The sequence below is a fragment of the Mesoterricola silvestris genome (assembly GCF_030295405.1).
Taxonomy (GTDB): Bacteria; Acidobacteriota; Holophagae; order Holophagales; family Holophagaceae; genus Mesoterricola; species Mesoterricola silvestris.
Genome location: NZ_AP027080.1, coordinates 3506223 through 3519640, shown reverse-complemented (window position 1 = coordinate 3519640; position 13418 = coordinate 3506223). Strand labels below are relative to the sequence as shown.

At 69.9% G+C, this 13418-nt stretch carries 7 protein-coding genes and 1 tRNA gene; 6 read left to right on the top strand and 2 right to left on the bottom strand.

Annotated elements, in window-relative coordinates:
- The first annotated feature begins 35 nt into the window (after positions 1-35).
- Entirely contained in the window at positions 36-1028 is a 993-nt protein-coding gene (locus R2J76_RS15240) for a dihydroorotate dehydrogenase-like protein (RefSeq protein ID WP_316412493.1), read from the top strand.
- A 475-nt stretch (positions 1029-1503) separates the two neighbouring features.
- On the opposite strand, the gene R2J76_RS15235 is transcribed toward R2J76_RS15240, so the two are convergent.
- Entirely contained in the window at positions 1504-2013 is a 510-nt protein-coding gene (locus R2J76_RS15235) for a nitroreductase family protein (RefSeq protein WP_316412492.1), read from the bottom strand.
- 182 nt (positions 2014-2195) lie between these two features.
- On the opposite strand from R2J76_RS15235, the gene R2J76_RS15230 reads away from it, so the two are divergent.
- The 3 genes from R2J76_RS15230 to R2J76_RS15220 all read left to right on the top strand — a co-directional run bounded on the left by R2J76_RS15230 (position 2196) and on the right by R2J76_RS15220 (position 10439).
- Complete coding sequence (locus R2J76_RS15230; protein ID WP_316412491.1) at positions 2196-6965, top strand: nucleotidyl transferase family protein; 4770 nt, start codon at positions 2196-2198, stop codon at positions 6963-6965.
- Between the two features lie 429 nt (positions 6966-7394).
- Positions 7395-8768, top strand: coding sequence for an NADP-specific glutamate dehydrogenase (gdhA, locus tag R2J76_RS15225; RefSeq protein WP_316412490.1), 1374 nt, complete (start codon positions 7395-7397; stop codon positions 8766-8768).
- A gap of 456 nt (positions 8769-9224) precedes the next feature.
- Positions 9225-10439 carry a Rossmann-fold NAD(P)-binding domain-containing protein gene (locus R2J76_RS15220; RefSeq protein ID WP_316412489.1) on the top strand — a complete coding sequence of 405 codons (1215 nt, stop codon included), beginning with the start codon at positions 9225-9227 and terminating at the stop codon, positions 10437-10439.
- Here R2J76_RS15220 and R2J76_RS15215 read toward each other — a convergent pair.
- Entirely contained in the window at positions 10426-12270 is a 1845-nt protein-coding gene (locus R2J76_RS15215) for a DUF4382 domain-containing protein (protein ID WP_316412488.1), read from the bottom strand. The two genes, R2J76_RS15220 and R2J76_RS15215, sit on opposite strands and share 14 nt — an antisense overlap.
- Positions 12271-12438: 168 nt before the next feature.
- On the opposite strand from R2J76_RS15215, the gene R2J76_RS15210 reads away from it, so the two are divergent.
- Positions 12439-12524, top strand: a tRNA-Leu gene (locus R2J76_RS15210).
- 62 nt (positions 12525-12586) lie between these two features.
- A complete protein-coding gene (locus R2J76_RS15205) occupies positions 12587-13414 on the top strand; it encodes a transporter family protein (RefSeq protein WP_316412487.1) in 828 nt (275 codons plus the stop codon).
- The last annotated feature ends 4 nt before the right edge of the window (positions 13415-13418 follow it).

The window sequence follows — 13418 nt, the reverse complement described above, 5'->3', positions numbered from 1 at the left end:
TTTAATCTAAGGCACTCTTTCCCGCGAGGTTCGGCATGAACATGAAGACCACCTACCTTGGTTTGAAGCTGGATCACCCCATCATGGCCGGCGCCTCCCCCCTGGGGGCGGACCTGGACGCCGTGCGCAGGCTGGAGGACGCGGGCGCCGCCGCGATCACGCTGCCCTCGCTGTTCGAGGAGCAGATCACCCGGGAGGAGACGGGCACCCTCTACGACCTGGACGGCCACGCGAACTCCTTCGCGGAAGCCACCTCGTACTTCCCCAGCGTCGACGAGATGACCCTGGGCCCCGAGAGCTACCTGAACCAGCTCCGGCGCGTGAAGGAGGCCGTGAAGGTCCCCGTCATCGGCTCCCTCAACGGCATCACCAACTCCGGGTGGCTGGACTACGCCCGGAAGATGGAGCAGACCGGCGCCGACGCGCTGGAGCTCAACATCTACTACCTGGCCACCAACCCCTTCGAGACCGCCGACATGGTGGAAAAGCGCACCCTCGAGATCGTCCGCACCGTCAAGGGCAGCGTGAAGATCCCCGTGGCCGTGAAGCTCTCCCCCTTCTTCTCCAGCCTGGCCCACTTCGCCAAGGTGCTGGAAGGCACCGGCGCCGACGCCCTGGTGCTCTTCAACCGCTTCTACCAGCCCGACCTGGACATCGAGAACCTGGAGGTCGTCCCCGCCCTGCAGCTCTCCTCCAGCGCCACCCTGCGCATGCGCCTGCGGTGGCTGGCCCTGCTCTACAGCCACATCTCCATGCCCATGGCCGTCACCGGCGGCGTCCACACCGCCGAGGACGCCGTGAAGGCCACCATGGCCGGCGCCACGGGCATCCAGATGGTCTCCGCCACCCTCAAGCACGGCCCCGAGCGGATAACCGAAGTCCGCGACGGCCTCGCCGCCTGGATGGAAGAGCACGAGTACGAATCCCTGGAGCAGATGCGGGGCTCCCTCAGCCTCATGAAGTGCCCCAACCCCCAGGCCTTCGAGCGCGCCAACTACATGCGCGTCCTGGCGGGCTGGAAGGCCTAGGCGGACCCACCCGAGGAAAGGGCCGGCTTCGATGCCGGCCCTTTCGCGTTTTGGCCTTCAGCCCCTGCCGGGGGCTGCGCGGTTTGGGGTCCTGGTTCCTGGGCAAGGGGCCGACCCACAGGAGTTCCAACAATGGGCGCCTACCCACCCTGCGCGCTCGCAGGCAAGCTGCGAGCGCGTGTCCTGGATCCATCTGGAAGTGCGGTTCGGGAGAGTGGGGCTCCCAAGTCCTGAGGCCAGCCCCACTTCGACGTTCACAATCCCGGAACTCGTGCGCGCTACGCGCTCGCAGCTTGCCTGCGAGCGCTAAGGGTGGGTAGGCGCCCATCGTTGGAACCCCTGTGGGTCGGCCCCTTCCCCAGGAACCCGGACCCCAAACCGCGCAGCCCCCGGCAGGGACAGCCCGGAAGGGCCGGAAGCCCCAAACGCGAAAGGGCCGACATCGAAGCCGGCCCTTTCGAGGTTCGAGGAGGTACTACCACTTGTTCAGGTGGATGAGTTCGGGGCGGTAGCGGTCCTCGGATTCGGGGGATTCGGCGGGGTGGCCGATGGGGATGAGGGCGAAGGGGACCACCACCTCGGGCAGGTCGATGAGCTTGCGCAGGGGTTCTATCCGGTCCTCGCGGGGGTGGACGCCCACCCACACGGCGCCCAGGCCCTTGGCGTGGGCGGCCAGGAGGAGGTTCTGGGTGGCGGCGGCGCAGTCCTGGACCCACATGCCGGGGTGCTTCTCCTGGCGGGGGTCGCCGCAGACCAGGACGGAGACGGGGGATTCGCTGATCATGCCGGCGTAGGGGTGGAAGTCGGGAATCTTGTCGAGGATCTCCCGGTCCGTGATGATCAGGAAGTGCCAGGGCTGCTCGTTGCCGGCGCTGGGGGCATGCATGGCCGCGCGGATCAGCTCCCGCACGATGTCCAGGCTCACGGGCCTGGGCGTGAAGGCGCGGATGCTGCGGCGGGTGTTGAGGGCTTCCAAGGCGTCCATCAGAACTCCAGAGGTGGGGAGGGAAGACCATCATACGCCCCCGGCCGGGGATTTTCAGGGGATCTTGACGCGGCGGGCCCGCGGTCAATCCGGGGCCGGGGCCCGGACTTTGCCCGGGAAAGCTTGACAAGGAGGGCCCTGGCGGGTCGAATTACGCATTGATCAGAAGCTGGGGGGGTCGGGTGTTCGATGCTGTCCTCTTGCGCCACGGGTGGACCGTGGCTCCCGCGTCCCTCGCCCGGGACTGGGCGCCGCTGGACGCGGCCCTGGGGCTGGCCCTGGAGATCGCCGGGGAGGAGGTCCCCGGGTCCCTGGACGCATGGCGCGAGGCCATGCAGGCCGAGGCCCGCCGGCGGCTGTATCCCCAGCGCTTCGGCACGGGGGAGGGCCGGGTGCTGGGGGTGGCGGAGGCCTTCTTCCCCCTGGCCGACGCGGCGCGGCTCCACCTTCCGGCACCGGGCAGCCTTTCCGCGCGGCTCCCCTTCCAGCCCCTCACGGAGGCGGAACAGGCCCCGTGGCCCTCCGGGGACCAGTACCGGCGGCTCCTGGGGCGCCTGGAGGAGGAGGGGTTCCTGGTGGCCATGGCCATGGCCCAGTACTGGCGGGGCTTCTCCATCCAGGACCACGTGCTGGGCGTCACGGGCCTGGCCCTCTGGGTCGGGAGGCAGCTGGCGAAATCCATTCCCGTGGACCTGCCCCTCCTGCACGGCGGGGCCATCGGACACGACGTGGGGAAGTTCGGGTGCGTGGGCGACGAGGCCAAGCGCATCCCCCGGCTCCACTACTACTACACCCACCAGTACTACGCCTCCCGCGACCTGGGTGGCCTGGGCCACATCGCCACCAACCATTCCTGCTGGGACCTGGAACTCATCCGCCTGCCCATCGAAACCCAGGTGCTCATCTACTGCGATTTCCGGGTGAAGGACATCCAGGGCCCCGACGGGAAATGGCGCATGGAGGTCATCTCCCTCAAGGAGGCCTTCGAGACCATCCTGGGCAAGCTCGAGGACGTGGACCAGGACAAGCGCCTCCGGTACGAGGCGGTGTACCGCAAGCTCCGGGACATGGAGGACTACGCCCTGGCCCTGGGGGTGGAGCTGGACCCCCCGGGCTTCGAGGTGTCCAGGCGCCGCCGGCCCTGGCTTCCGCCGAACCTGGACATCGTCGCCCTCATGGCCGGGAACCTGCGTCCGGACACCGCGGCCCTGGCCGCGGGGAACCAGGTGGCGTCCACGGCGCGGATCATGGCCACGGCCCACAACATCGGCGTCATGGAACGCCTGCGGGACCTGCCGGCCCTGCGCAGGCTCCTGGAGGAGGCCCGCAGCTTCAACGGGTGGCGGGACCTGCGCACCTACGTGGGGATCGTGGGGGACTACGCCCCGGCCTTTTCCGAGGAGCAGAAGGCGCTGGCCCTGGACTTCTTCCGGGAGCTGCTCAGCCACCCCGACGACGACATCCGGTACCAGGCCGCATGCCGCATGGCCGATCTTCTCGCCCTGGGGGAGGTGGAGTGGCGCAAGGACCTGCCGGTGGGGGCCGCGCTGGAGGAGCGCCCCTGGGTGATGCCCCACGTGGCCGCGGTCCTGGATCTCCTGGACCTGGCCCCGAAGGAGGCCGCCGAGGACATGTCCCCGGAGGAGCAGATCCTCTACGGCGTCCCCATCTTCCTGCGCCGCTTCTTCAGCAGGGCCGGCGCGAAGCTGGCCGGGGAGGCCCTGCCGCTGGTGGTGGAGAAGCTCCTGGCCCGGGCCGGGGACCGCCGCCCCCTGTCGGCGCTCTACACCTGCGAGTCCTTCGAGCTGCTGGCCCGGGAAATGGATGCGGCGGGTAGGCTCCGGCTCCCCAAGCTCATCCGCACCTGGGGCTTCCACGAGGTGGCCAACGTGAGGCTCATGGCCTGGCGGGTGCTCCACGTGCTGGCGGGCTTCGGCCAGGAGGAGCCCGGACTCCTGGTGGAGGTGGGCCGCTGCGTGGACACCCTGGGCATCTACGCCCGGCCCACGGCCACCGTCGCCGAGCTCTTCCTGCTGGAGCGCTGCGCCGCGCTTTCGGGGCGCACGGCCCTGGCCGAGCAGTGCCGGGAGCTGCGCGCCAAGGGCCGCAGCCCCATCCGGGAAGTGATGCTTCGCAACCTCAAGGGCCAGACCGGGTGGGTGGAGAAGAAGGTCGCCTGCGATTTCCTGGTCTCCCTGGTGGAGGGCTCGAACTTCGATTCGCGCCTGGCGGGGGAGGTGGGCTTCCACCTGGCCAACCTCCTGAAGGTGAGCCGCGTGGAGGGCACCCGCTTCCACGCGGGGCGCTGCCTGGTGGGACTGATCCCGCTCCTCACGGACACCCAGCGCAACGACCTCGCCATCGAACTGCTCCGCTCCCTGCAACTGGACGGGGAGGGGGTGACGCGGTACCTGCCCCGGTTCCTGGGGCCCCTGCTGGCGAGCCTTCCGGCCCAGGAACTGGACGAGCTCCTGGACGACATGGCCCTGGACGCGCGCCGGGGGGCGGAGGCCCTCCAGCAGCTCCTGATCCAGGCCTCCACCTGGCTCATCCTGGCCCTGCCCAGGGAATCCATGGCCCGCATCCTGCGCCTCGCCGGGCTTGTCCTGGGGGCCCTGGCCGACAGCCGGGTTTCCGTGGCCCACGAGGGGTACGCCCACCTGGCCCTGCTCCTGGACTGGCTGCGCGGGTCGCCCGATTCCCGTCTGGCGCCCATCCTCGCCCACATCACCAAGAAGGCCCTGACCCTGGTGCGGCACCTTCCCGGGGAGCGGGCCCGCTTCTTCCTGGCGGCCGAGGCCCTGTCGAGCCTGGACAAAGCCCTGGGCGCCTGCCCCGTGGACTTCCCCCGGGCCCCCCGGGTGGGGTTCCTGCCCGGGACCTTCGATCCCTTCACCTCCGCCCACGGCGAGATGGTGCACAAGGCCCTGGCCCATTGCGAAGAGGTGTTCGTCCAGGTGGACGACTTCTCCTGGCGCAAGCACGCCCAGCCCCGCTACGTGCGGGACGACCTGGCCTGGATGGCCCTGTCCACCATCCCCGGGGCCTACATCTTCCCCTTCGATCCCCCCGTGAACATCGCCAACCCGGAGAGCCTGCGGGGCCTCCAGCGCAACCTGGGCCGGCGTCCGCTGCACCTCATCGTCGGCACCGACGTCCTGGAGGGGGCCTCGGCCTACCGCGACCCCGCATCACCCATCTGGGCGGTGCCCCACCTGGTCATCACCCGCGAGGAGGCCCATTCCCGGCGCTGGGAGGGCATGCTGGAGCAGTTCACGGCCGAGGTGCAGGTCTTCCAGGTGGGGGCCCGCATGAGGGCGGTGTCCAGCACCTCCCTGCGGGAGGCCTTCGACCGCCGCGGGGAGCTGGATCCCTACTGCGATCCCCTCGTGGCCCGGACCCTGCTGGAGCGCCGGCTCTACGTGAACTATCCCGCCCGCAAGGAGGAGATCTTCGAGTCCCAGTGGAAGCTGCGCTTCTCCCGGGAGGGCAGGGGGCTCCCCCCGGGCCTGGTGCCCCTGGCCCAGCTGGAGGCGGCGCGCGCGGCCACGCGCTGGACGGGGCACGCGCCCCGCACCGCGGTCCTCCAGTCCCGGGAGACCGGGGAGGACCTGGCCGCCATCACCTGGGTCGCGGGCACCGCGGCGGCCCTGCCCGTGGCCCTGGGGGACGAATCCCTGGCGGGCCTGGCCGGGGGCAGGCTGATGGGATCGGGGGCCCTGGTGGAAGCCGTGGGCTGCGGCCCGCGGGATCCCTCCCTGGTGGACCTGGACCAGCTCCTGTCGCGCATCATCGGCCAGTGGTTCGGCGAGGGGCTGTTGTTCGCCCTTTTCGGCGTGCCGGAGGAGGGCGGGGAGCGCCTCTGGAAGCTCCTGCGCCACCACGGCGCGGGCTGGCTGGGGGACCGGGCCGCGGGCCCCAGCGGGCTGCGCTGGGCCGGCATCGAGCTCACGCGCCCCCTGGTGATGATCCACGACCTCGAACAGCTCCTCCAGCACCCCTACCTGGGGGAGGCACCGGTGGAGGCGGTCATCCTCCAGCTGCGCCGGGCCCTGGCGGGGTTCTTCGCGGACCGCGTGCCGGGCAGCGGGCTCCTGCACATCCACGAAAAGGAGATCAAGCGCCAGCTTTCGGCCTGGACCCAGGAGCGCCTGGACGGGGAGGGCCCGGGCTGGGTGGCCCTGGGCCTGGGCCGCCAGTTCTCCCGGGACACCATCGGCGATATCCCGACCCTCTCCCTGGACCTGGAGCGCTGCCTCACGGCCCAGGGCTACGAGGCGGGGGTGGATCCCTCCTTCGGCAGCCCCAGCCTCGAGCGCCAGCTGACCACCGCCCGCGAACTGGGCCGCAACGCGATCCTGCTGGTCCCCTTCCTGGACGGCGCGGACCAGGTGGTGCGGATCCAGGAGGCCTGCCGGAAGGTGAAGATCCGCCTGCGGGAGATCTTCGTGGGCGCCACCAGCGCCTCCGTGAACGCCGCCCTGCACATGGCCGGCCTGCCCCACCGCACCGGGCTGGTGGTGCCCCACTGGCGCGGGGTGGTGCGGGAGAGCGCCGTGATCCCCTTCGTGGGGGGCTGGACCATCCGGGACCGCCGCTCCATGGGGCTGTCCCTCACGCCCAGCCTGAACGACTGCCTCCCCTACCACGACCCCCATCCCCTGGGCCTGGGATCCGAGGAGGCCCTGGACTTCTCCCGCCTGGCCCTGGAGCAGTCCGCCCTCCTCTTCCAGGTGCTGGAGGACGCCTTCCGGGCCCACGAAGGCCGCATCCTGAGCCTGGCGGACCTGGCCGCCGTGGTGCGCCATCCCCGGTGCCCGCCCTTCCCCCGGGGCTTCGTGCCGCCCCGGGACTGCGCCCCCAGCGAATTCATCGCCCAGGACCTGGAAGCCCTGGCCCGGCTTCTGCCGGATGCCCACAAGGACCACCGAGCAGGGTGGGGAAAGCGCTGACCGCCCACGCGTTTCCTGTTCGTAAAACCGCATCCCGGCAGCCCGGGGGGGGGCGGTTTGCGGGGGAGTCGGGGGCGGGAAGGGCGGGTTTTCGAAGTGTCAAAGGAAAGAGCGATCGGCTTGAACGGCTAAAAAACGAGCCAACAGGCGATCCGATGGGAAAGGAATGAATCATTTAATGCATTCAGGCTTCTTCGTGATGGATATCACAGGTTTTATTTTGGGTTGAAATTGTTGTTGACCCCAAAAGGTACCTTCTGATAATTGGGGCCGAGAACGCTGAGGGTAGCAAAGTGTTCCCGGAGGCCGGCCACGGCTGGATCGAGCCTCCTGCTTCTGGTCTGCCCGCTTTCCGGCCGGGGTTCGGCCGGCCCTGCCTTCCTCCCGCAACCCAACCCAGCCCCCCGGGGCCTACCTCAGGAGTGATTTATGGCCTTCACCCTCGCCCTCCCCGTCTCCAGTGTCAGCCAGTACGTCCAGATGTTCTTCGACCGGCTCATCGCCAAGAATCCGGGCGAGAACGAATTCCACCAGGCGGTGAAGGAGGTCGTGGAAACCCTCGTGCCCTGCCTGGAGCGCCACCCCGAGTACCTCAGCCACCGGATCCTGGAGCGCATCACCGAGCCCGACCGCATCATCCAGTTCCGGGTCACCTGGCAGGACGACAAGGGCGAGATCCACGTGAACAAGGCCTACCGGGTGGAGTTCAACAACGCCATCGGGCCCTACAAGGGAGGGCTGCGTCTGCATCCGTCGGTGAACCTGGGCATCCTGAAGTTCCTGGGCTTCGAGCAGGTCCTCAAGAACAGCCTAACGACGGTGCCCATGGGCGGCGCCAAGGGCGGGTCGGACTTCGATCCCAAGGGCAAGTCGGACTGGGAGGTCATGCGCTTCTGCCAGGCGTTCATGAAGGAGCTGTACCGCCACATCGGCGCCAACATCGACGTGCCCGCGGGCGACATCGGCGTGGGCGGGCGCGAGATCGGCTACCTCTTCGGCGAGTTCAAGAAGCTCACCCACTCCTGGGAGGGCGTGCTCACCGGCAAGGGCCTGGCCTGGGGCGGCTCCCTGATCCGGCCCGAAGCCACGGGTTACGGCGCCACCTACTTCGCCGAGGAGATGCTCAACACCCGCGGCGACAGCCTCAAGGGCAAGACCTGCGCCGTCTCGGGCTCGGGCAACGTGGCCCAGTACACCGTCCAGAAGGTGAACCACTTCGGCGGCAAGGTCATCACCCTTTCCGACAGCAACGGCACCATCGTGGACAAGAACGGCATCGACGCCGAGAAGCTGGCCTACGTGCTGGACCTCAAGAACAACCGCCGCGGCCGCATCCAGGAATACGCCGACAAGTTCAAGTGCGAGTACTTCGAGGGCATGCGCCCCTGGTTCGTGAAGTGCGACGTGGCCTTCCCCAGCGCCACCCAGAACGAGGTGAACAAGGAAGAGGCCCAGATGCTCGTGGACCACGGCTGCTTCGTGGTCTCCGAAGGCGCCAACATGCCCAGCACCCCTGACGCCGTGGAGGTCTTCCTCCGGAACAAGATCCTCTACGGCCCCGGCAAGGCCGCCAACGCCGGCGGCGTGGCCACCTCCGGCCTGGAGATGGCCCAGAACGCCAGCTTCTCCAGCTGGGGCACGGAGGAGGTGGACATGCGCCTCCACACCATCATGAAGCGCATCCACAAAACCTGCGTAGACACCGCAAACGAGTACGGCGATCCGGGAAACTACGTGCTGGGGGCGAACATCGGGGGGTTCATCAAGGTGGCCAACTCCATGATCGACCAGGGCATCGTGTAGGGATCGGCCGGTCCCGGCGGTTCCTGCCGGTGGCCGATGGGGGGTGGGCCGGGTTCCGGATCGCGGGGCCGGGACACCGGGGTTCCTGTCAGGTGCGCCGACCCACCGTGAGCGCTCGCAGGCAGTATGCCTGCGAGCGCTCTGCCGTATCCGGGCAAGGGTGGTGGAGTCGTGGGGGGTGGGCGGTTCCCGGTTCCCGGTTCCCGGTTCCCCTCTCCCGATCCCCAATGGACAACGGCCAGCGTGAGCAGCAGCCATGCTGCTCACGCTACCGTTGGGTCGCGGCGGGTGTTGGAACACCGGTGGGTCGGAACGCTCCACAGGAACCTCCCCCAGGAAACGGGGAACCCCCGGCAGGGACGCTTCGGAAGGGGCGGATTGTCAGGCTGGGTCGGCGCAACCGCCTGTGCTATGCTCTTCGGCAAAATTACAGGAACATGGCTGCGGGAGCGGGATATGAGGCTCTTCGGGGATGGGCGCGCGGCGCTGGCGGGGGATCCGGTCATGGCGGAACGCCTGGGGTGGGGGGTGCGCAAGCGGTCCTCGGGGGGGGCGGAGATCGTCCTGGCGCCGGTGGACGGGGATCCGCGCGCGGAGCCCTGGATCGCGCGGGGGCGGGTGGCTCCGGGCGGGGGGGTGGCGGTGCTCTGGGAGGGGGGTGGGAAGGACTGGACGTACCTCCGGGATGCGCCGGGGGTTCCCAGGTATCTCCGGAGGATGGCGGAGCCGGCCCGGGGCCGGAGCTTCACGGTGGGGATCTCGGGGCTGGGGCGGGTGGGGGGGCTCGCGGCGTCGGCGCTGGCGGCCTGCGCGGGCAGCGGCATCGGCACCCTGCTGATCCACGACTGCGACGGGGGCAATCTCGAGCGCATGGTGCAGGAGCTGGGGTCCGTGGCCCGGTGGAGGGCGGGGTCCCGCCTGCCCCAGGTGGAGGCGGCGGGGCTGGGGGAGATGATGCGGCGCTGCGACGCCTTCCTCTTCGCGGCGGCCAGCGCGGTGCCGCCCCTGGGGACGGAGGGCGAGGTGCGCCTCACCCAGTTCGGGCCCAACCGGGAATGCCTGAAGGGGGCCCTGGAGGCCGCCAACGCCGAAGGGTTCGCGGGGCTCTTCCTCATGGTGTCCGATCCGGTGGAGGTCCTGGCCCAGACCGCCTTCCACGACAGCAACGCCCCGGAAGGCGCATGGCTGGGCACGGGCCTCGCCCCGGAACGGGTGGGGGGCCTGGCCCTGGGGGTCATGTGGGGCCGGGCCATGGCCGCGGCGGAGGCGGCTGGGCAGGGGGAGCGCGTGGCGCGGCGGGGGGTGCCCTACGGGCCCCACTCCACGGAAGTGCTGGTCTACGACGACCCCGCGGGGCCCGACCCCGCCCTGTGCGAGGCCATGACCCGTGCGGCGCGCACCGGCAACTACCGGGTGCGGGACCTGGGCTTCCTGCCCTACATCGGGCCCGCCCTCTCCTCCATCGTGCTCACGCTGCCCCGCCTCCTGGCGGGGCGGGAGGTGCTGGCCAGCAGCTTCGTGGACGGGGTCTACTTCGGTTCCCCCTGCCGGCTCCGCTGGGGCCTGGGGCCCACGCGGCGGCGGCTCGCGCCGGAGGTGAAGCGGCAGGTGGAGGAGCTCCACCTGCTGCTTCAGGACCGCATGGCGCGGCTGGGCCTCAGTTGGAGGTGAACACCTCGACGTTGTAGGCGTGCCAGTCGAAGGCGGCGCCGTTCTTCACGGGGCGGACCCAGATGCGGGTGGCGCCCAGGGCCGGGGCCGCGGGGGGCACCAGGAGCGCGGCCCACTGGGCGTGGTCCACCGGCGCCTGGAAGGTGAGGAGGCGCGTGGAACTGTTCCAGGTGAGGGCCTCCACCACGGTCTGGAGATCCCCCGCGTAGTCGAGGGTCACGGTCAGGGGGTTGGTGGTGGCCGCCGCGAAGGGCGTGCGGAAGGTGACGCCCACCGTGCCGGATCCCGCGGCGGGACCGTCCGTGTAGGCCCGGGTGACGGTGGCCACGGGCAGGGCGTTGGGGGCCAGCACCAGCTGGTAGGCCTGCCAGCCGCCGGAAACGGTGTCCCAGTAGAGGTTGGCGTACCCCATGACCGGAAGGTTGGCGCCGGTGGCCGCGGCGGCGGTGTCCTGCAGGTCCTTGACCACGGTGGAGGCGCTGGAGGGCAGGCCGAAGTACCACCAGCTGAAGGCGTGGGCGGCGTCGGCGGGATTCTGGTAGTAGGGCCAGTTCCGTCCGCTCTCATCGTCGGGGCCGAAACGGACGCCCATGGCCATGGGCATCTGGGTGCGCCCGGGCCAGCCGAAGGTGAGGCCGGTGGCGGATACGGAGGTGATGTAGCCTTCGTCATGCGCATTGTTGACATTGACCGCGGTGGCGGTGGTGCCGGCGGCATCCAGCTGCACATCGACCCGGACGCCGCGCCAGATGTCGGCGAGGGGGCCGGTGCCCTGGCCCATGGGGACCGTGGTGTGGAAGGTCCAGACGGTGTTGGCGTCCACCTTCACGGTCTGGCCTCCCCAGCGCTCCCGCATGGTGGACGCGGCGATGGCCTTGGAGAAGACCGTGAAGGTGCCGGCGGCGGCGTTGACCCGGCGCACGAGGCCCTCGGGGGTGCGCGCCGGCAAGGTGGCCGCGTCCGCGGCGTACCACACGCGCCGGGCGTAGAGGCTTCCGTCGGCATTGAGGTTGGAGGCCACCAGGGCGTAGGCGTTCACGGTGAGCCCGGCCAGGGTGCCAGTGGCCTTGGCGTCGGCGTCCATGTAGAGGGTGTTGGCGTCCACGCCGTAGGTGAAGGTGGCGCCCCGGGCGTCGGTGAGGGTGAAGCCGGTGGTGGTGGCGGCGGTCACCTTGCCCAGTTTCCGGGCGAACTGCAGGTCCTGGATCCGGGTGGGCAGGGCCTTGTGGCGCACCTGGAGGTTCAGGACGACCTTCTGCACGCCGCCCACGGTCTCCTGGACGATGGAGAGGGGGTGGGCCAGGTCGAAGTCCGCCTGGAGGCTCGCGGTGGCGCCCGCGGCCACCTGCAGGGAGGGATCGATGACGACGTTGATCTGGCCCTTGCCGGAGGGATCGATGACGGTGATGTCGGCGGCGGGGATGGTCGCGCCGCTGTCGTCCACCAGGGTCATGGAGGCGGGGGTGGTGTCGATGGTGAGCTGGAGCCGGTCATAGGTGCCCGCGGCCACGGGGACCTTGCCCAGCAGTTCGGCCACGCTGGCCAGATCCACCAGGTTCACCACGCCCGAGGCGGGGTTGGCCGGATCCGCGGCCCACACCTGGGTCCAGGACTGGTCGGCCTGGTTGCGCAGGCTGGCGGTCTTGAGCACCACGGAGACCTGCTGCCAGGCGTCGGAGGGGGCATCGGTGACCGCGAGGTTCAGGCTGCCGGTGCCCGTCACGGCCGCGGGTTTGGATCCGGCGCCGGAGCCGCCGCAGGCGACGAGCGCGCCGAGGGCCGCCAGGCCCAGGAAACGTAATGCGGACCGGAAGGAACGGGAGATATTCATGGGAACTCCACTGGAGGAAGTGGGAACATCCATGTTCCAGGGTGGACGGAGCCCAAGGATGCCTCAGGCTGAGGGCCGGGTAAAGGGGCGGGGTCGGAAATTTCCGTTCGTATGTCCGTCCGCTATGGCCCCGGAGCCCCGGGGCCCGCTAGACTGGGGTGCAGGCAGGCCCCCATGGCGGAATGGCAGACGCTGGCGACTTAAAATCGCCCTCCAGCAATGGAATCCCGGTTCGACCCCGGGTGGGGGCACCATGGCCGCGCGCCCGCGGCGCCTTCCGGCCTACACTGGTTCACCGCGCAACCGGAGGCTGATGATGGCGAATTCCTTTTCTCGGGTCCTGGGGCTTTCCCTGGCGGCCGCCCTCTGCGCGCGGGCGGAGGAGCCCGACAAGCCCATCCAGGACAACTCCTTCCTGGTGGAGGAGGCCTACAATCAGGAACCCGGGGTGGTGCAGCACATCAGCACCTTCAGCCGGAACCGGGTGACCCGGGACTGGCTCTACACGTTCACCCAGGAGTGGCCGGTGCCGGGCATCGCGCATCAGCTGAGCTACACCCTGCCCTACCAGCGGGTGCAGGACGCCCCCGACGGGCGCAGCGCCCTGGGGGACGTGGCGCTCAACTACCGGTACCAGCTGCTGGGGGACGGGGACGCGGCGGTGGCGGTGGCGCCCCGCTTCACCCTCCTCCTGCCCACGGGCGACGAGCGCCAGCGGCGGGGCAGCGGGGCCGTGGGCTACCAGGCGCTCCTGCCCGTGAGCGTGGTGCTCACGAAGTCCCTGGTCACCCACTGGAACCTGGGGGCCACCTGGACCCCCGGCGCGAAGAACGCCGCAGGGGAGAAGGCCGACCTCACCACCTGGACCCTGGGACAGAGCTTCATCTGGCTCGCCCACCCCAACGCCAACGCCATGCTGGAATTCGCCTTCTCCAGCGGGGAGACGGTGGCCGGACCCGGGCTCAAGGCCAGGGCGGACGCCTTCTTCGTGAGCCCCGGGGTCCGCTTCGCCCTCAATTTCAGGAACGGCCTCCAGATCGTGCCGGGACTGGCCTTTCCCATCGGGGTGGGGCCCAGCAAGGGGGACAAGTCGGTGTTCTTCTACCTGAGCTTCGAGCACCCCATGTGGACGCCCCGCAAGTAGCCCC

Coding starts and splice junctions, on each gene's coding strand:
- R2J76_RS15240 (WP_316412493.1), top strand. CDS start 36: ATGAACATGAAGACCACCTACCTTGGTTTGAAGCTGGATCACCCCATC.
- R2J76_RS15235 (WP_316412492.1), bottom strand. CDS start 2,013: ATGGACGCCTTGGAAGCCCTCAACACCCGCCGCAGCATCCGCGCCTTC.
- gdhA (WP_316412490.1), top strand. CDS start 7,395: ATGGCCTTCACCCTCGCCCTCCCCGTCTCCAGTGTCAGCCAGTACGTC.
- R2J76_RS15220 (WP_316412489.1), top strand. CDS start 9,225: ATGAGGCTCTTCGGGGATGGGCGCGCGGCGCTGGCGGGGGATCCGGTC.
- R2J76_RS15215 (WP_316412488.1), bottom strand. CDS start 12,270: ATGAATATCTCCCGTTCCTTCCGGTCCGCATTACGTTTCCTGGGCCTG.
- R2J76_RS15205 (WP_316412487.1), top strand. CDS start 12,587: ATGGCGAATTCCTTTTCTCGGGTCCTGGGGCTTTCCCTGGCGGCCGCC.